Origin of the sequence: Novosphingobium sp. PC22D (genome assembly GCF_002556635.1) — a bacterium.
GTDB lineage: Bacteria > Pseudomonadota > Alphaproteobacteria > Sphingomonadales > Sphingomonadaceae > Novosphingobium.
On sequence record NZ_MWMO01000020.1, the window covers coordinates 1 to 18,737 of the forward strand.

At 63.2% G+C, this 18,737-nt stretch carries 16 protein-coding genes and 1 tRNA gene; 11 read left to right on the forward strand and 6 right to left on the reverse strand.

Annotated elements, in window-relative coordinates:
- Nucleotides 1–406 precede the first annotated feature (406 nt).
- Nucleotides 407–3,679, forward strand: coding sequence for a type ISP restriction/modification enzyme (locus B2G71_RS20810; RefSeq protein ID WP_206049473.1), 3,273 nt, complete (start codon nucleotides 407–409; stop codon nucleotides 3,677–3,679).
- Between the two features lie 218 nt (nucleotides 3,680–3,897).
- Here B2G71_RS20810 and B2G71_RS20815 read toward each other — a convergent pair whose 3' ends face one another.
- From B2G71_RS20815 to B2G71_RS20835, 5 genes are all read right to left on the reverse strand, one after another.
- Nucleotides 3,898–4,422, reverse strand: a complete 525-nt coding sequence (locus tag B2G71_RS20815; protein ID WP_141521649.1) for a hypothetical protein — start codon at nucleotides 4,420–4,422, stop codon at nucleotides 3,898–3,900.
- Between the two features lie 84 nt (nucleotides 4,423–4,506).
- Complete coding sequence (locus tag B2G71_RS20820) at nucleotides 4,507–4,803, reverse strand: hypothetical protein (protein WP_098108590.1); 297 nt, start codon at nucleotides 4,801–4,803, stop codon at nucleotides 4,507–4,509.
- A 92-nt stretch (nucleotides 4,804–4,895) separates the two neighbouring features.
- On the reverse strand, nucleotides 4,896–5,087 hold the full coding sequence (locus tag B2G71_RS20825; RefSeq protein WP_098108591.1) for a helix-turn-helix domain-containing protein: 192 nt from the start codon (nucleotides 5,085–5,087) through the stop codon (nucleotides 4,896–4,898).
- A 116-nt stretch (nucleotides 5,088–5,203) separates the two neighbouring features.
- Nucleotides 5,204–5,905: a hypothetical protein gene (locus tag B2G71_RS20830; RefSeq protein ID WP_098108592.1), complete on the reverse strand. Its 702-nt coding sequence runs from the start codon at nucleotides 5,903–5,905 to the stop codon at nucleotides 5,204–5,206.
- Entirely contained in the window at nucleotides 5,902–7,212 is a 1,311-nt protein-coding gene (locus tag B2G71_RS20835; protein ID WP_240530263.1) for a tyrosine-type recombinase/integrase, read from the reverse strand. The genes B2G71_RS20830 and B2G71_RS20835 overlap by 4 nt, the downstream gene beginning before the upstream one ends.
- 5 nt (nucleotides 7,213–7,217) lie before the next feature.
- On the opposite strand from B2G71_RS20835, the gene B2G71_RS20840 reads away from it, so the two are divergent.
- From B2G71_RS20840 to B2G71_RS20860, 5 genes are all read left to right on the forward strand, one after another.
- Nucleotides 7,218–7,294: transfer RNA gene (locus tag B2G71_RS20840), tRNA-Leu, on the forward strand.
- 191 nt (nucleotides 7,295–7,485) lie between these two features.
- Nucleotides 7,486–8,109: a lytic transglycosylase domain-containing protein gene (locus B2G71_RS20845; protein ID WP_098108638.1), complete on the forward strand. Its 624-nt coding sequence runs from the start codon at nucleotides 7,486–7,488 to the stop codon at nucleotides 8,107–8,109.
- A 14-nt stretch (nucleotides 8,110–8,123) separates the two neighbouring features.
- A complete protein-coding gene (locus tag B2G71_RS20850) occupies nucleotides 8,124–8,411 on the forward strand; it encodes a TrbC/VirB2 family protein (RefSeq protein ID WP_240530271.1) in 288 nt (95 codons plus the stop codon).
- Nucleotides 8,412–8,495: 84 nt separating this feature from the next.
- Nucleotides 8,496–9,851, forward strand: coding sequence for an NADP-specific glutamate dehydrogenase (gdhA, locus tag B2G71_RS20855; RefSeq protein WP_098108594.1), 1,356 nt, complete (start codon nucleotides 8,496–8,498; stop codon nucleotides 9,849–9,851).
- Between the two features lie 13 nt (nucleotides 9,852–9,864).
- Complete coding sequence (locus B2G71_RS20860; protein ID WP_240530264.1) at nucleotides 9,865–10,458, forward strand: Pycsar system effector family protein; 594 nt, start codon at nucleotides 9,865–9,867, stop codon at nucleotides 10,456–10,458.
- A gap of 49 nt (nucleotides 10,459–10,507) precedes the next feature.
- Here B2G71_RS20860 and B2G71_RS20865 read toward each other — a convergent pair whose 3' ends face one another.
- A complete protein-coding gene (locus B2G71_RS20865) occupies nucleotides 10,508–11,302 on the reverse strand; it encodes a tetratricopeptide repeat protein (RefSeq protein ID WP_240530265.1) in 795 nt (264 codons plus the stop codon).
- Between the two features lie 188 nt (nucleotides 11,303–11,490).
- On the opposite strand from B2G71_RS20865, the gene B2G71_RS20870 reads away from it, so the two are divergent.
- The 5 genes from B2G71_RS20870 (at nucleotide 11,491) to B2G71_RS20890 (ending at nucleotide 18,634) form a co-directional block, all read left to right on the forward strand.
- Entirely contained in the window at nucleotides 11,491–14,097 is a 2,607-nt protein-coding gene (locus B2G71_RS20870; protein ID WP_098108596.1) for a cyclic nucleotide-binding domain-containing protein, read from the forward strand.
- Nucleotides 14,097–14,966 carry a hypothetical protein gene (locus B2G71_RS20875; protein WP_098108597.1) on the forward strand — a complete coding sequence of 290 codons (870 nt, stop codon included), beginning with the start codon at nucleotides 14,097–14,099 and terminating at the stop codon, nucleotides 14,964–14,966. The genes B2G71_RS20870 and B2G71_RS20875 overlap by 1 nt, the downstream gene beginning before the upstream one ends.
- Nucleotides 14,967–14,975: 9 nt before the next feature.
- Nucleotides 14,976–16,715 (forward strand): cytochrome c3 family protein, encoded by a 1,740-nt coding sequence (locus B2G71_RS20880; RefSeq protein WP_098108598.1) that lies wholly within the window; start codon nucleotides 14,976–14,978, stop codon nucleotides 16,713–16,715.
- 24 nt (nucleotides 16,716–16,739) lie between these two features.
- On the forward strand, nucleotides 16,740–17,600 hold the full coding sequence (locus B2G71_RS20885) for a metallophosphoesterase (RefSeq protein ID WP_098108599.1): 861 nt from the start codon (nucleotides 16,740–16,742) through the stop codon (nucleotides 17,598–17,600).
- 91 nt (nucleotides 17,601–17,691) lie between these two features.
- Nucleotides 17,692–18,634 (forward strand): IS630 family transposase gene (locus B2G71_RS20890; protein WP_098108600.1). Its coding sequence is split into 2 segments (ribosomal slippage): nucleotides 17,692–18,036 and nucleotides 18,038–18,634, totalling 942 coding nucleotides; the frame shifts between segments, so codons are not numbered across the junction.
- Nucleotides 18,635–18,737 lie beyond the last annotated feature (103 nt).

An 18,737-nucleotide genomic window follows, 5' to 3' on the forward strand; every position in this document is an offset into this window, starting at 1 on the left:
GCTCTTCATCGCCTCGATCCAGCTCTTCGTTCGCCGCACCGCAAGGCCATGAAATTACGCCAGATAATTTTGAATCAGACTCTTAGGCGGGCGAATTGTGTAGACCGCAGACAACTCGCGGACATTGGCGGATTTTCATCGCCATTTCAGGACCTTGTCGCACGATGAGTTGGCTGCGGATCGGTGCAAACCCGCTCAACTCGTCGGCGGGTGACTTTCGCCCAAACCACTATTCTTCAAGGATTAGGGAGCCTTGCATCCCGAAATCGCTGGGTACGGTGTGCCTGCCAAATTTTTCCCAAATTGCGACGCGTATACCGGCGTGACCTGACTCGCGATTCATAGAGCTCAACGTCATGCCTTCCAGCGGAGCGTAAGCAACCTTCATCCTGCGAGCCCAAGATGCTTGGCGCTCTATCTGGTTGTCGCTAAGTCTCGCGAAGGCAGGAGGGCGCAAGCGCAAATGGACGTTCAAGGTTATCTATCTGAAATTCGCGCGCTCTATGCCAGTGGCCAGACAACCGAACATAGTTTCCGCCCTGCGTTGGCGAAGCTGTTCGCATCGATCGATCCGGCCATTACCGTAATCAATGAGCCAAAGCATATTACCGATGTCGGCGCGCCGGACTTTGTCTTTCAGCGCGTGGAAGTTGCCATCGGCTGGTGCGAGGCCAAGGACATCGGCAAAGATGTCCGCAAGTTCGCTGCTAATGACTACAGCAAGGGCCAGAAAGAACGATACCGCAAGGGCCTGCCCAATCTGATCTATACCAATGGACTGGACTTCGAGTTCATTCGTGATGGCGAGGCGGTGGATTTCATCACCATTGCCGACCTGATCCCGACCATGCCCGCAAGGCCGGACAGCTTTGTGCTCCTGGAAAACCGGCTGCGCGATTTTGCTCACGTTACGCCGCTCAGCATCACGTCATCCAAGCGGTTGGCGGAAATGATGGCGGGCAAGGCTGCCATCATCAAAGACATCATGGGCCGCGCTCTGGTGGCCGATATGAAGGCAAAGGAGGGAGGTCAGCCAGCTACCGACCTGATCGGCCAGTATGAGGCGTTCAAGGCAAACCTGATCCACGACATCACGGTTGACGAGTTTGCCGACATCTATGCCGAGACCATTGCTTACGGATTGTTCGCAGCGCGCTTGCATGATGAGACGCCTGCCACGTTCACGCGAGGCGAAGCGCTGGACCTCTTGCCCAAATCCAACCCGTTCCTGCGCGAACTTTTCATCTACATCGCCGGGCCAAATCTGGACGAGCGCCTGCGCCGCGTGATCGATGAACTATGCAACGTCTTCTGCGCCACGAACATGGAACAAGTGCTTCGCCACTTCGGCAAGGTGACGGCGAGGCAAGACCCGTTCCTGCATTTCTACGAAGTGTTCCTGGCCGAATACAATCCGGCCAAGCGCAAGGCGCGAGGCGTTTGGTACACGCCTGAGCCGGTCGTGAATTTCATCGTTCGTGCGGTCGACGAAGTGCTGAAATCTGAGTTTGGTCTGGCGGACGGGCTTGCCGATACCAGCCGCATTTCGATTGATTGGGACACAGGCCAAACGGACAAGAAGGGCAAGCCTGCGACCATCAAGAAGGAGGTGCATCGCGTCCAGATTCTCGACCCTGCGACTGGCACTGGAACCTTTCTGGCAGAGGCGATCAAGCTGATTGCCGAGCGGATCAAGGGACACGCACCTGGCAACTGGTCGAACTACGTCGAAGAAAACTTGATCCCGCGCATCCATGGCTTCGAATTGCTCATGGCGAGCTACGCGATGTGCCACATGAAGCTCGACATGATCTTGACCGGGCTAGGCTACAAGCCGACCGCCAAGCCTCCCCGTCTGGGGGTCTATCTCACCAATTCGTTGGAAGAAGGCGAGCGAGTAGATCAAACGCTTTTCGGCCTCTCGCGCGCCATCGCAGAGGAAGCCAAGGCCGCCAGCGACATCAAGCGACAGACGCCAATCATGGTCGTCATTGGCAATCCGCCTTATTCGGGCATCAGCCAAAACAACGGCGCGTGGATCACTGGCAAGATCGAAGATTACAAATACGTTGATGGCGTTCACTTCGGAGAGCGCAAGCACTGGCTGCAAGACGACTATGTGAAGTTCATCCGCTTCGCTGAACACATGATCGAAAAGAATGGAGAGGGCGTGTTGGGATTCATCACCAATCACGGCTATCTCGACAATCCGACCTTTCGCGGGATGCGCTGGCACCTGATGCAGACATTCGACAGCATCCATGTGCTGGACCTCCATGGCAATTCGAACAAACAGCAAGTCAGCCCAGACGGTTCGCCGGACAGGAACGTGTTCGACATCAAGCAAGGTGTCGCCATCGTTTTAGCGGTCAAAAAACGGCGCAAGGCCAAAGAAGACAAGCCGCTGGCGAAGGTTCGCCACGGCGAACTGTGGGGCAGTCGCGAGGCCAAATACGCCACACTCTGGGATGGCGCACCAGAGAGCCTCATGCCAGCCGAGCTTCCGTCTAAGGCCCCTGCCTATCCTTTTGTGCCGCGCGACTATGAACTGGAAGGTGAATACGCGAAGGGCTTTTCAGTAGCAGAGTTAATGCCTGCCAACGTAACGGGCATCGTTTCTATGGGCGACAGCTTCATTATCGCAGACACCGATGCGGCCCTGCGAGCGAATATTGAATATCTGCTGCACTCGGGCTGCACCGCCGCTGAGCTCAAGGCCCGCTATGGACTCGGCAAGAACTACGCCGATTGGGTTGTGGGGAATCGCGCGGACTTGGAATTTGATCCGTCGCGGGTGACGACCATCGCATATCGACCGTTTGATGCCCGAAGGACCTACTTCGACAACAAGTTGCTCTGGCGCTGGCGAGAAAAGGTAATGCGAAACCTGCTCGGTCAACCGAACATCGCTATTGCCATTTGCAGGCAAGGAGTTGGTGAAAGTTGGGCAAACGCATTCATAGCCGATTTGATCGGAGACGACAGCTATGTATCAAATCGGTCAAAGGAGCGCGGTTATTTCTGCCCCCTCTTACTCTACCCAGACGACGGCACGCTGGACCAAACCGTCCGCGTCAATTTCGACCCCAAACTATACGCGAAAATCCGGAAGTCGGCTGGCCTGACTGGATCGCCAGTCGCGCCAGACGGCACCGACGCCTTTCGCTTCGCAACAAGCGATGCTCGCCCCGATGAGGTTAAGGTGTTCGACTACATCTATGGCGTGCTGCATTGCCCGGCCTATCGCGAAACCTATGCCGAGTTGCTGAAAATCGATTTCCCGCGCGTCCCCTTCCCGCCATCGCCCAAAATCTTCCGCAAAGTGAGCGAGCAAGGCGAATCACTTCGCCGCCTTCACCTAATGGAAGACGCGGCCATTGGTGATGCCAAGTTCCCCTTCGAAGGCGAAGGCGACGGCATTGTCGACAAACTCCGCTTCGAAAGCGGCAAGGTCTGGATCAACAAGGATCAGGGTTTCACAGGCGTCCCCGCCATCGCATGGGATTTCCCCATTGGCGGCTACGAGCCTGCTCAGAAATGGCTCAAAGACCGCAAGGGCCGCGCCCTGTCATGGGATGACATTCGCCACTATCAGAAGATCATCAAGATCCTCGCTGAAACCGACCGCATTATGCAGGGCATTGAGCTGCCACTGAGCGCTACCAACGCAAACCAGTGAAGGATTAGGCTGGGTTGCTCCCGCTAGAACATGGAGTCGTTTCGCACGCTTGCAGAGGCTTTCCGACGAGCTTCGATAGTCAACAAGCGAGATTGGAGCACTACCCATGGTAGCAGCTATATGTGCGTCGGAATCCGATACGATGCTGATTGGCGGAATTCTGCCATTTCCGGCATTCGGCGTGTCGGTTTCCAATACCGGGATTACCGATAGTTCCGTCAGTTTTCGTCCAGCGTATCGGAATCCACCACCGGCAAACGGCCTGAGTCGCGGTCCTTGCGATAAGCCTTCAATGCCCGCAATCCGCGTTCCATCCTCGTGTGCGCTTTTGTGCCGGGCTCCGGCTGGCATTCCATAAACGCCATCGTCGGCCCTTTGCGACCGGGACCAGCCAGCCAAGTCAATCGCCAGCATCGGGCGCGGGACTTGTCAGCGGCCTTCACGTGAAACGAAGCTTCCTCGGTCACCTCAATGAAGCCGAGGTCCTGCAATTCGTTGAATGCGCTGCTGATGGCGGACAGATCGGACATGCCGAGGCGGCCCGCTGCATCGCGGATGCTGAGATAGAGGCTCCCGTTGTTCTCGCCATTCTCGAGCATCGTCAACTCGACCAACAGCGCGCGGGCCGCAAGGCTGAGCGCGCGATAGGCTGGCGAGTTCAAGAGGCTGTGGTCCAGCCGGGCAAAGCGCGAGGTGGGGTTGCGGCCCGTCTGATTCGGTTTGTTTCTGCGTCGCCTGCCCACGGCAAGTCACTCCCGGCAGCGAGATTGGTTCGGCGAACGAAAACGGGGCGACTGTTGCCAGCCGCCCCGCCACGGTCCCGTCTGTCAGCTCGAAATGATTTCGATGATGGTCACGGTCGAGCGCAGGACGTAACGCCCATGATTGCCACCTTCGTGAGCTTCCCAGATCATCGGGATTGCCAGCCGGTGCCTGTGGCGCAGGACCATGATGTAGTGGGAGAGGCGGAAGGCCCAGGAGGCAATTTCCAGCGCCGTCACGCCGGCCTCCCCGGCTTCGACCAGTGCGACAAGCGTCCGGGCTGTCTGGCCCGTCACGGTGAAAGGCTCGCCGTCCGGTCCGATGGCCTTCTCGACAAGTCGCTTGCAGGGATTGCTACCCATGGTAACCTCCCATCTGCCCGGTGGCTTCTCGTCCCAAGGCAATGGCCCCCAGCGCCGCTGCAACGGCGCTGGGGGCATCATCAAACAGGTCATTAGCCATTGGACGCCTCCCCGCCGTGCGTCGGCAGGCTGGCAGCCCATGCTTCGGCGTCGGCGAGCGAAACGCGCGTTGCCCGACCGATTTTCCTGATGGGGATGCGATTGGCGGCCACCTCGCGATAAAAGGCGCTATGGCTGATTTTGTAGCGGTCTTTGAATTCCGCAACGGTCAAGAGTTCGGTCATTGTTGGTTCCATGCCCATGCAGAGACGGAACGAAATGCCGCCATGCTTCAGGGCATGGCAGGGGATGCCGCGAACCCAGAAACCGAAAAATGGAAAGCATAGACGCGGCTGGCGGCCTATTTTTTCCGGGGGCGGCCTCGCTTAGGAATGTCGCTGACTTTCAGGTCAGGCTCGCGAACGACTGAAGAACCACGGTACGGAGCATTAGGATTAACATAACCGCGCTTTCGAGCATTGCGGCGAAATATGCTTAGCAGCTTTTTGACTCCTTCAACGTCGGGAAGATTGAGCCGTGGCCGATTGATGGCAGGGAAGTCTCCAATCTGGGGATATGGCACACCCGTCCGGTAGTCTTCCTTCACCGCTGCGATTGCGTCGTCCTTGGGCTGGCCAGCGGCCATTCGCTGATAGACTTCCTCGCCTACTCTCTGGGCAAGATCCTCGCGCTCTCGCTCCCGGTCACGCTTTCCGCCATCTGACTTTTCGGAGTCCTTGCGATGCCGAACACTCAGAATCCAAGATTGCTTGGACTTGGGCGCTGCCATCAACGCTAGCAGGCGGGCTTCTTCCCGGCCCAAGCGGCTCACGACGACTCGGAGCGCCCGAAACCTCTGCTTGAATGTTGCTGCGCCCCAGTTTTGCGCGGCCTCCGCCACCTGCTCTAATTCGCGACGAAACCTGCCGCCATCTGGATCGAGTCGCTGGCTCATCTCGCGCAGCAGGCGGTCTATCTCCATGTCTCGGCGGATGGCCTTGAGGTCGTCGCTTTCCTCTTCCCCGGTAGGGTCATTTTCACGGTAGGGGTGCGGCTGGCTCATAGGGCCAGCTCCCCGAGTGCCTTGACCGCTGCATCGCTGGCAAGGTGGCCGTAATGCCGTTCGATCATTTCGGCGCTGGTGCCTGAAATCTGGGCGATGGTGAGCAATGGCAGGCCCGCGCTCACAAGGTCGGTGATGGTGCTGTGACGCAAGGTGTAGGCGGTGGTGCCCTTTGGTAGCTTCGCCGCCTTCGCCGCATCCTCGATGGCATCGCCCCATGTGTTTCGATCCCAAGGCTTGCCGTTGGCGCGCATGAACATGGATGCGGCTGGCAGCTTGCCTTTCGTCTGTTGGGCAAACAGTGCCGCTGCCTCGGTCGGCAACAAAATGCGGCGCTTGCCGCCTGCCTTGTCCTTCCCGATAGTCAGTTCGGCGGTGCGCTTATCGTAATCGCCCGCCGCAAGTGCAGCCATTGCACCGGGGCGAAGCGGCAACAGGCACAGCGCCCGGACAAACGGACGCGCATCGTCGGCAACGTGCGCCACCAACGTGCGCCGCTGCGTCTTGTCGAGATATAGCAGGCGCCGCCGGTCGGCATTCTCGAAGGGCCTGAGGGCCTCTTGCCAGGCGGCCTCGCTGTTTGGCGCGCCGGGGGCCAGCACCTTGTTCAGCGCCGCTCTAAAGGGCGCCATGTCGCGGTTGACGGTGGACTGCGCGCGCTTCCGTGTTCGGACCTCGCCCTTGCGACTCCGGCTGACAATGGCCGGGGCATCTTCCAGCCGCTTGCGCCAGTCGCGCAAATGGTGGCGACGCAACTTGTCGAGCTTCACCTTTGCAATCGGATCACCGTAGATGTGCCGGTTGAAAACGCCCTCGGCAATCTTGCCGGGATGGGTCTTGAGGTATTCCCGGCAGGCATCGGAAACCGTTTCGACCTTGCGGCGAACCTCGCCCCCCGCTTCGACCAGTTCCGCCAGATTCTCCGCTTCCCTTTTGGCAGCGGCGAACATTTCATTGCCTGCGAGCGTGCCAAAGTCGCCAAGCGACTTCACATGATACCTGCCAGCATCCTCGTCATAGGCGCGGGCGATCCACGTTCCCTTGCCGCCGCGCTTTGAAGGACGAAACCCGAGAAAGCATCCGGTGCGCAACCGCTGCCAGAACGGCTCACGTCGCGCCCTTAGTTCGTTGCGCTCGCCAACCTTGCTCAGGTCCACAGCCTTGTGCCGCTTCCGCTTGCTCGCCTTGCCCGGTTCCGTTGCCACTTCCAGCCGCCTTTCCGTTCCGTATGGAATGCGTATGGAATACATCAGGGGATGCATCGGAACAACTGTGGACACGAAACCGCCGAATTCCGGTGATTCCATTATCCGCCGTTGTGCCCAGATGTGGGATTTTCCACCCTTGGTAAGGGTGAGGTCGGGAGTTCAATCCTCCCCAGCAGCACCATCGTCGCAATACCGGATCGAAGCGCCGCACCGCCGCGTTGCGGGCAAATCCGGGCGTGTCGAGCGCCAAGTAATGCGCATGTAAAAGCAACGCCTTGGCAGTTTGCTCGCAAATGGGATAGTGGCGGCTCGAACGTTCGGGGAAAGAGGGACGATTCGGTGTTCGACACGGCGGCATTTGCCAGATCGGTTCTGGCCAGATCGCTTGGCGCGGTCCTGCTCTGCGCGGGCGGGCTGGGCGCAGGCGCGGTCGCGCGCGCCGACGTTCTCGAAGTGAACGCGGGCGGTTATGCCTGGGTCGCGGGCGGCCCCGCGCGGGAACAGGGCGCAGCGAGCGTGCTGACGCCCGAGGAACTGGCGGCCGCCGGAATGCTCGACGATACCGCCGTCCATCCGCAATCGCTCACCGAGGCCCATGACGCCGCCGGTCCGGACCGCTGGCGCGAGCAGGTCGCGGCGATGGCGAAGAAATACGACATCAGCCCGACGCTGCTCGAGGCGGTGGTCTGGCAGGAAAGCCGCTGGAACGAGCGCGCGGTCTCGCCGGCCGGCGCGCGCGGGCTGGCGCAGCTCATGCCCGTCACGGCGCGCGAACTCGGCGTCGATGCCAACGATCCGCTCGCCAATCTCGAAGGCGGCGCGCGCTACCTGCGCATGCAGCTCGACACGTTCGGCAGCGACATCGAAAAGGCGCTCGCCGCCTACAACGCCGGGCCCGCGCGCGTCGCGCGCGCCGGCGGCGTTCCGGCGATCCGCGAGACCCAGCTCTACGTCGCGGCGATCATGTCGCGGCTCGCCGAGCCGGTGCGCCGGTGAGGCTCGCGGCGCGCATCGCGGCGGCCCTGGGGCTGCTCCTCGTTTCGGTGCGCCCGGCGCTGGCGCAGGCCGCCGATCCGGCGGGCAGCGGCCCGATCGTCGCCGCGCTCGGCTGGCTGCAGGGCACGTTGCTGGGCAATGTCGCCACGGCGGTGGCGGTGATGGCCGTGGCCGCCGTCGGCTTCATGATGCTGACCGGACGGCTGAACTGGCGCTTCGGCGCGACCGTGATCATCGGCGTGTTCATTCTCTTCGGTGCCGGGGCGATCGTTTCGGGCATCCAGGCCGTTTCCGCCGGCTGAGGCGCGCGCGAGGGGCATTGCGGGAAATGCGGGGGTAGTCAGCCGGACAAATACATAAACCGGCGCTTGATAGGGGGAAGTCAGATGGCAGTTTCGGACCACGTCGATTTCAACGGTTTCATGGAAGGCGTGAAACGCCGCAATCCCCACCAGCCCGAATTCGTTCAGGCCGTGCAGGAAGTCGCGGAAGACATCTTCGACTTCATCGAGGACAAGGAAGAATATCACGCGCAGCAGATCCTGCGGCGCATCGCCGAGCCCGACCGCGTGGTCTCGTTCCGCGTTTGCTGGGAGGACGACAACGGCAACATCCGCGTCCAGCGCGGCTACCGCGTGCAGAACAACAACGCGATCGGCCCCTACAAGGGCGGCATCCGCTTCCATCCGAGCGTGAACGAGAGCGTGCTCAAGTTCCTCGCCTTCGAGCAGACCTTCAAGAACGCGCTCACCGGCCTGCCGATGGGCGGCGGCAAGGGCGGCTCGAACTTCAACCCCAAGGGCAAGAGCGTGCGCGAGATCATGCGCTTCTGCCAGTCGTTCATGACCGAGCTTTACCGCCACATCGGCGCCGACATCGACGTGCCGGCGGGCGACATCGGCGTGGGCGGACGCGAGATCGGCTACATGTTCGGCCAGTACAAGCGCATCACCAACCAGTTCACCGGCGTGCTCACCGGCAAGGGGCTCGAGTTCGGCGGCTCGCTGATCCGTCCCGAGGCGACCGGCTACGGCGCGGTCTACTTCCTCGCCGACATGCTCGCGGTCAAGGGCGCCGATCTCGGCGGCAAGACCGCCGTCATCTCGGGATCGGGCAACGTCGCGACGCATGCCGCCGAGAAGATCGTCCACCTGGGCGGCAAGCCGGTGACGCTTTCCGATTCGGGCGGCTTCATCCACGATCCCGAGGGCCTGACGCTCGAGAAGATCAATTGGGTCAAGGCGCACAAGACGCACCGCCGCGGCCGCATCAGCGAGTACTGCGACGAGTTCACGGGCGCGTCCTACCACGAGGGCAAGACCCCCTGGGGCGTGCCCTGCGACGTGGCGCTGCCCTGCGCCACGCAGAACGAGCTGCTCGGCGCGGATGCCCGCACGCTCGTCGCCAACGGTTGCGTCGCCGTCTCGGAGGGGGCGAACATGCCCTCGGACCTGGAGGCGGTGCACGTCTTCAAGGACGCCAAGATCATGTTCGCGCCGGGCAAGGCGGCGAACGCAGGCGGCGTCGCCGTTTCGGGCCTCGAGATGAGCCAGAACTCCGAACGGCGCTCGTGGAGCGAGGCGGAGCTGCAGCAGATGCTCAAGGACATCATGGCGGGCATTCACGCGCGCTGCCTCACTTACGGGGAACAGGGCGGCGGCTACGTCGATTACGTGAAGGGCGCCAATATCGCCGGCTTCAAGAAGGTGGCCGACGCGATGCTGGCGTTCGGAGTGGTGTAAGGCAGGATACGCGATGGCGGGACGCGAAGCGGAAAGTGGCACGATCGAGAGCGCGGCCGCCGAGGACTTCAAGTACGACGACATGACGGTCAGCGTTCACGCCATCCACATGGCGCGCACGGCGATGACCAATCACATGGCGCTCAGCCAGATGGCCGACCAGAAGGCCAATATCCTGCTGGGCGCCAACTTCCTCGCTTTCACCCTCGCGGTCGGCCAGGCCGGGGCGGGGCAGTACAGCGTCGCGCTGCTGGTGCTGGCGCTGACCGCGTTCGTCTCGGCGCTGCTCGCGATCGTCGCGGTGGTGCCCAAGACCTCGATCCGCACCGCCGACCCCCACGCGGCCGGTGCCAATCTGCTGTTCTTCGGGACCTACACGTCGCTGTCGCAGGACGAGTGGATCGACAGGATCATGGAACGCTCGCAAACCGATGGCCGGGTGATGATGACGATGCTGCGCGACGTCTATCAGAACGGCGCGGTGCTGCGCGCCAAGAAGTACCGCTACCTCGGCTATGCCTTCAACGTCTTCCGGCTCGGGCTGATCATCGCCTTCATCCTGTTCCTCTGGGAGAACCGCGAGGTCATCGTCGATTCGCTGACCTGAGGCGCGGCCGGGCGCGGCGGCAGGGCGTCCTGCGGCAATACTTGCGCGATTACTTGATTCCGAGGATCGCGGCCTGCTGGCGCAAGTAGTCGGCTTTGCCGGGATTGGCCGCGACCGCGTCGGCGAGCGCTTTGGCCGCCTTGTCGGGCTGTTCGAGCACCATGCGGCTGCGCATCAGCATGATCCAGCCGTCGACGTTCGCCGGATCGCCTTTCAGCCGGTCCTCGAGCCGCGAGACCATGCCTTCGGCCATCTGCTGCTGTTCGGCCGGGCGCATGCGCGAGGCGGCGGCGAGATCCTGCGACGAGGGTCCGGGAATGGCCTGGGCCGCGACCGGCGGGGCGGCGGGCGGAGACTTGGCTCCGGCCTCGGCGAGGCGGTTCTCGATATCGACGGCGTTGATCTTGCCGACTTGCTCGACGGTGCGAATCAGGTCGGCCCGCCAGGGCGCGTCGGCGGGCGTATCCTCGAGCAGCGCCAGCCAGTCGTCCAGCGCGCCCGCATGGTCGCCCGACAGGTCCTTGCGCACCGCCAGGAAGTATCGCGCTCGCGGGTCCTTGGGATCGATCGCGATTGCCCGCTCGAAGGCGTCCGCGGCGGGCCCCGGCATCGGGTCGCGATCGCTCGCCATGACCCGCGCTTCGCCCAGCGCCGACCAGACGACCGCCTGCTTCGGGTCGATGCTCGCCGCCTTTTCGTAGGACTTGGCCGCCTCGGCGAATCGGTCCGATTCGAAATAGGCCATGCCGAGCTGCTGCCACGCCGCCGGATCGTTCGGATTCGCCGCTGTCTTGGCTTCGAGTTCGGAGATGATGTCGCCGGCCGCGGCAGGGGCGTTAGCCAAGCTTTCAGCGGATTCCTCGGCACGATTACGTGATATCGCAAAGACAATCGCAAATGCGGCAACCATCGCGGCGATCACTAGAAGCACTTTACCGGCCCGGAAAGTTTTCGCGGCGTGTTGTGTCATGAGGAAATACCGTTCATTACTAGTGGAGGAGACCGAGGGGCGATGATCGGCTGCGCATGGGGATGTGCGCAAGTTCGATCGACAATGCAAATCGTTCGTCGGGCGATAACGGGGGTGAAGGGGTGGAAGCTCACGTTCGCATTGCGATTGTCGGCTCGGGTCCGGCAGGGATGAGCGCCGCGGGACGCGCGGCTGCGCTCGGCATTCCGCACGTCCTGCTCGAGAAGACCGATCACTTGTCCGATACGATCTACAAGTATCAGAAGGGCAAGCACGTCATGGCGACGCCCAACCAGCTGATCCTGCGCTCCGACCATGAATTCGATGCCGGCAAGCGCGAGCAGATCCTCGAAAAGTGGATCAGCCGCACCGACGAACTCAAGATCAACGTCAAGTACAACGCCGAAGTAAAAGCGGTTCGCGGCACCGGTCCGGCGATCCCGGGAAGCACGCAGAAGATCGTCACGCGCCGCCGCGGCAAGCCCGACGAGGTCAACGAGATCCAGCGGCACGAGCCGCCTTACGAGATCGAGCTGGCCAACGGCGAGAAGATCATCGCCGAAACCGTCATTCTGGCGATCGGCACGCAGGGCAATCCGACGCTCGTCACCGCGCCGGGCGGCGACCTGCCGCACGTCACCTACCAGCTCGACGATCCGACCGAAGTGCTCGACGAACACATCGTCGTCATCGGCGTGGGCGATGCGGGGATCGAGAACGCGCGCGGACTTGCCGAGGACCCGGCGCAGCGCAACGTCGTCACCATCCTCAACCGCAAGCCCAAGTCCACCAACGTGCGCGAGAGCTTCGCCAACGCCAAGGAGCCCAACGCCAAGGCGCTGATCGAGGACGATGCCGAGGGCAAGCTGACGATCCGCTACGAGACCGAGGTCAAGGCGGTCGAAGAAGGCTGGGTGACGCTCTCGACCCGCGACGGCGAGGAACGGATCAGGTGTGACCGGATCATTGCGCGAATCGGGTCCGCCCCGCCGCGCGCCTTCGTCGAGAATTGCGGCATCGAATTCACGAGCGACGACCGCCAGGCCTATCCGACGCTCTCGCCGGTCTTCGAATCGAGCGCGCCGGGCATCTTCGTGATCGGCGCGCTCGCGGGCTATCCGCTGATCAAGCACTGCATGAACCAGGGCTACGACGTCGTCGAGTTCATCAACGGCAACACCGAGTTGAAGCCCGCCGACGAGCCGCTGCTGGTCGAGACCTTTGCGGGCCTGCCGCGGCAGATGCCGGTCGAGGACTGGCTCGAATACCTCAAGACCAACGTCACGATCCTCAACGAGATGAGCACGCTGCAGCTTCGCGAGTTCATGCTCGATTCGGACATGCGCGCCTACGCCAAGGGCGAGACGATCTTCGAGAAGAGCGCGCCGGGTTCCTCACTGTTCGCGATCGTCGACGGCAGCGTCTCGGTGCTGATCGATTCGAAGGACCCCGGCAAGACCGTGCCGATCGCGAAGGGCTCGATCTTCGGCGAGGTCGGCCTCATCTCGGGACGCCGCCGCAGCGCCACCGTGATCGCGGCCGAAGAGACCATCTGCGTCGAGATCAGCCGCAACGCCGCGCTCAAGCTGATGAGCCAGGTCCCGCCCGCCAAGCGCGAGATCGAGCGCATCTCGACCGAGCGGCAACTGCTGCAGATGTTCGGTTCGGGCCTGACCGCCGAGGATCTCCAGGAAGTCATGGAGACCGCCAAGTTCAAGATGATCCCGGCGGGCACCGAGATCATCACCGAGGGCGATCGCGGCAAGAACATCTTCGTCATCCGTTCGGGTTCGATGACGGTCGAGAAGAACATCGGCGGCAAGCCGGTCTTCCTCTCCTACCTGCCCGCCGGCTCCTACGTCGGCGAGATGGCGCTGATCGACGACCTGCCGCGCTCGGCGACGGTGCGCGCGGCGATCAAGTCCGAAGTGATCGAGCTCGATGGCGAGGCCTTCCAGCGCGTTCTCGCCGCCCGGCCGGCGCTGTTCGAGAAGGCGCGCAAGGAAATGGACGTGCGCCGCCGCACCAACGAGATGATCGAATCGCGCAAGGAAAACTTCTCGACGATCGTCCAGCTCTATTCCGAGCAGGCGGACTTCCTCGTCTCGCAGGGCATCGGCGAGGCGACCGACGTGCTGCTGATCGACGAGACGCTGTGCGTGGGCTGCGACAACTGCGAAAAGGCCTGCGCCGACAGCCACGACGGCCTCTCGCGGCTCGACCGCGAGGCGGGGCTGACCTTCGCCCACCTCCACGTGCCGACGAGTTGCCGCCACTGCGAGCATCCGCATTGCATGGCCGACTGCCCGCCCAACGCGCTCCATCGCGGGCCCGACGGCGAAGTCTCGATCGACGAGACCTGCATCGGCTGCGGCAACTGCCAGCGCAATTGCCCCTATGGCGTGATCCGCATGGACGCGCGGCCGCCCAGGAAACCCTCGCTGCTCTCGTGGATGTTCCTCGGCAGGGGGCCGGGGCCCGGCGAGGCTTCGAAGCTCTGGCGCAAGAAGCATGCGCAAGGCGATCAGGTGAAGAAGGCGATCAAGTGCGACATGTGCACCGGGATCGACGGCGGCCCGAGCTGCGTGCGCGCCTGCCCCACCGGCGCCGCGATCCGCGTTTCGCCCGACGTATTCCTCTCGGTCACGAACATGGTGGATGAAAACTGATGGCGACCAACCTGACGTCGGGCGCCCTGCAGTCGGGCCGTGAGTTTCGCACGGACCACGAAGGGTTTCTCCAGCATCGCGGCTTCCGCTGGCTGAAGCTGTCCTCGCTGCTGATGCTCGTGTGCATCGCGGCCTATTTCCTCGCCGACGTCGAGCCGCGCCCCAACGGCGGCACCTGGGTCGGCTATACGCTGGGCACGATCGGCGCCGGGCTGATCGTCTGGCTTTCGCTGCTGGGCTTTCGCAAGCGCGCGATCACCGAGGGCGGCTGGTCGCTCAAGGCCTGGACCTCGGCGCATGTCTACCTCGGGCTCTCGCTGATCGTCATCGCGACGCTGCACACCGGCTTCCAGCTCGGCTGGAACGTTCACACGCTCGCTTACGCGCTGATGATGCTGGTGATCCTCTCGGGGATCGTCGGCATCTGGTTCTACACGACCATCCCGGCCGAGCTCAGCCTCAACCGCCGCGAGATGACGCAGCGCCAGATGCTCGATGGCCTCAAGGCGCTCGATCGCCAGCTTAACGAAGCCGCGCAGCCGCTGCCGCGCGAACAGGCCGACCTGGTGCTCGAAGCGCTGGGCCAGAGCCCGTTCAAGGTCGGCTTCTGGCGCCGCGCCTTCAATTACTATCCCAATTGCGCGACGACCCGGGCGATCGCGGTGTTCGACAACGCCCCCGCGACCGATCGCGATGCCAAGCGCGTCCAGCGCCTCCTGATGCGGCGCAAGGGACAGCTCGACAGGATACGGCGCCACATGAAGCTCAAGGCCATGCTCGAAGCCTGGCTCTTCGTGCACGTGCCGGCGACGGTCGCCCTGCTCGCCGCGCTCCTCGCGCACATCATCAGCGTCTTCTTCTACTGGTAGGCCCGGGCGATGGCGTTCAAGCTCAGATCGATCGACGTCACCGCCACCGGGCGCGAGATCGTCCGCGACACCGACCTTGCCGGCAGCGCGATCATCATCGGCCGCTCGGCCGACTGTGACATTCACCTGCCCGACCTCGCGCTCGAGGCGCGCCATGCGCGCGCCACGCTGCTCGAAGGCGGGCGCGTCGAGATTCGCGCTCTGGGCACGCTCGGATTCAGCGTCGACGGCACCGATACGCTGCATGCCGAGATCGATCCGCAGATCGGCGCCGAGCTGGGTTTTGCCACCTATCGCATCACGATCGCGCGCGAGGACGGCGACGTCCTGCTCACGGTTCGCAAAAGCGCGAGCATCGGCGGCGACCTTGAGGAAAAGCAGGGCTTCTCGCTCGCCGGAGTCCTGCCGAGCAAGCGCTGGATTTCCTGGGGCTTCGCGCTCGTCATCCTGCTCGCCTTCCTCGCGGTTCCGATCATCAGCCACGCCACGCGCGACGTCGCGGCACGGCAGAAGGTGATCGGCGACAAGGCCTGGAGCACCGGCGAACTCAGCCTGGCGCACCATTCGCTCGAGAACAGTTGCGAATCGTGCCACGTCGATGCCTTCGTCTCGGTCCGCGACGAGACCTGCAAGTCGTGCCACAAGACGATCCACGACCATGCCGATCGCGACAAGCTCCTCGCCGCGCACGGGCGGCAGCCGCTGGGCACGCGCTTTCTCTATTCGGTCGGCGGCATCTTCGGCAAGGAAGGGCAGGATTCGTGTTCGGACTGCCACACCGAGCACGAGGGGCCGGTCGAGCTGCAGGCGGAAAACCAGCAATTCTGCGCCGATTGCCACGCCGATCTCAAATCAAACCTCGCTGGCACCGCGCTCGGCAACGCGTCTGATTTCGGCAAGGTCCACCCGCAGTTCAGCGCGGCGATCGTGACCGACCCGCAGACCAAGACGATCAAGCAGGTCTCGCTCGACAGCACGCCGCGCGAGGACAACGGTCTCACGTTCCCGCACAAGCTGCACCTCGATCCCAAGGGCGGCGTCGCGCGCATGGCGGCAAACATCGGCGACGAGCACGGCTACGGGTCCGACGGGATGCAGTGCAAGGACTGCCACCACGCCACCAAGGACGGCGTGCGCTTCGTCAAGGTCGACATGGAGCGCGATTGCGAGGCCTGCCACAGCCTCTCGTTCGACGAGGTCGGCGGGCAGTTCCGCAAGCTGCACCACGGCGACGTCGACAAGATCATCGCCGAACTCAATTCCGCCGACATCTCGCGGCCGCTGCCCAATCCGCGGCGCCGTCCGGGACTCTACGCCGACGGACCCTATCAGTTCAGCTTCTCCGCGCCGGTCTGGCAAGGGCTGCAATGGCGCACCGCGCTGTCGCCGCGCGGCGTGTGCGGCGAATGTCACCGGCCCGATTTCGAGGACGGCAAGCCGGGCGTGTTGCCCGTCACGCTGCAGACGCGCTATTTCCACGACGGCTGGTTCGACCACGGGCCGCACAAGCAGGAAAAGTGCGCCACCTGTCACCTTGCCGATGCCTCGACCGCCAACACCGATCTCTTGCTTCCCGGAGTCAAGGACTGCCGCACTTGCCACCTGGGTGAGGACGCCAAGGCTCCCAAGACGCCCTCGACCTGTGCGATGTGCCACGGCTATCACACGCCGGGGCAAGGCGTGCTGTCGCAGCTTGAGAACAAGAAGACGGCCAGGACCATAAAAAAGAAAACGACGAAGGCGAGCTAAGGCGCGGGAGACAGGAAGGCTCATGTGCTGATCGCACAGATCACGGATATTCACGTCGGCTTTGACCGGGGCAATCCGGACGAACACAATCTGCGGCGGCTGCGCTCGGTGGTCGATCGCTTGACCGCGGGGCCAGAGCAGCCCGATCTGCTGCTGCTCACCGGCGACCTGACCGAATATGGCGACGGCGAGAGCTACGCGCTGCTGCGCGAGGTTCTCTCGCGCTGCGACTTTCCCGTCTGGCCCGCGACCGGCAATCACGATGTGCGCACAGAGCTGCTGCGCGCCTTCCCGGTCGTGCCGAGCACGGACGGTTTCGTGCAGTACGCGCTCGATTTTCCGGGCCTGCGCATTCTCGTGCTCGACACGCTCGAGGAAGGGCGGCATGGCGGCGCCTTCTGCCCGGTGCGGGCGCGCTGGCTGGAAAGCGAGCTCGCCGCCCATCCCGAAACGCCGACGGTGATCGTCATGCACCATCCGCCGTTCGAATCGGGCCTGGCCTGGCTCGACAGCGGCGAAGACGAGGCCTGGATCGGGCGCTTCACGGCGGCGGTCGCGGGGCACGAACAGGTCGTCGCGATCCTCTCGGGGCACCTGCACCGCACGATCAGCACCGTGTGGAACGGCATCGCGCTCAACGTCAGCGCCTCGACCGCGCCGCTCGCCTCGCTAGATCTGCGCCCGATCGATATCGCGGTGCCCGACGGCCGGCCGATGATCGCCGACGAACCGCCCGTCTTCGCCCTGCACCGCTGGACCGGCAGGCACCTGATCACCCATACCAAGAGCGTCACCGGCGCCACGATCCTGGCTCACTACGACGAGAAGTTCCTGCCGGTGGTGCAACTCATCGACCGCGAGCGGCGCAGCGGCGCGAAGGATTAGACTCGATTTCTGATTGATTGAATCGAAAGGGGATTCCCAAAGGGGTTGAGTTCTGATTCAACCTGCTGGCTGGGGATGGAGGCCAGCATGGATGGCGAGACCCTATTCGAATGATCTTCGGGAGCGAGCGGCAGCGGCGGTGGCGTCTGGTCGGAGTTGCCGAGAGGTAGCATCGCTGTTCGGGGTGAGCGTGGCGAGCGTGGTGAAGTGGTCGCAGCGCCAGCGGGCAACGGGCACGGCGGCATCGCGCCAGATGGGTGGTCACCGCAAACGGCTGCTCGAGCCACACCGGGCGCTGGTGATTGATCGCGTGAGAGCCGTGCCGGACATCACATTGAAGGCGCTGGTGGCCGAGCTGGCGGAGCAGGGGATCGCGACGAGCACGGTATCGGTGTGGCGGCTGGTGCGCTCGGAAGGGCTGCGCTTCAAAAAAAGCGCTGTTCGCCGTCGAGCAGCTGCGGCCAAAGATCGCGAGAAGGCGGGAGCAGTGGAAGAAGTATCAGGGCCGGCTTGATCCCCGGCGCCTTGTCTTCATCGACGAGACCTGGGCCAAGACCAACATGACGCCGATCCGGGGCTGGGCACCGCGAGGGACAAAGCTCGTCGCTCGCGCCCCGTTCGGCAAATGGCGTACGTTGACCTTCCTTGCAGCGCTACGTCACGACCGGATCGAGGCACCCTGCGTCCTCGACGGACCGATCAATGGCCTCAGCTTCACGGCATGGGTCGAGCAGTGCCTCGTACCGACGCTCGCACCCGGCGATGTCGTCATCATGGACAATCTGGGCAGCCACAAGGGCCAGGCCGTCCGCAAGGCGCTCCGCTCCGCCGGGGCCAAGCTCTTGTTCCTGCCGCCCTACTCGCCAGACCTCAACCCGATCGAACAGGTCTTCGCCAAGCTCAAGCTGCTGCTCCGAAAGGCAGCCGAGCGATCCACCGAGGCAACATGGCGCCGCATCGGAACCCTGCTCGACGCCTTCCCTCCGCACGAATGCGCCAACTACCTCAGAAACTCCGGATACGCTTCAATCTAAATGAAACCGACTCTAGGCGTTCCTGCCGGAGGGTCGCCCGCCGCCGCGTGGAGACTGTCGAAAGCGAACCCAGCGTTGGCCGGAGTGACGACGGCGGGACGGG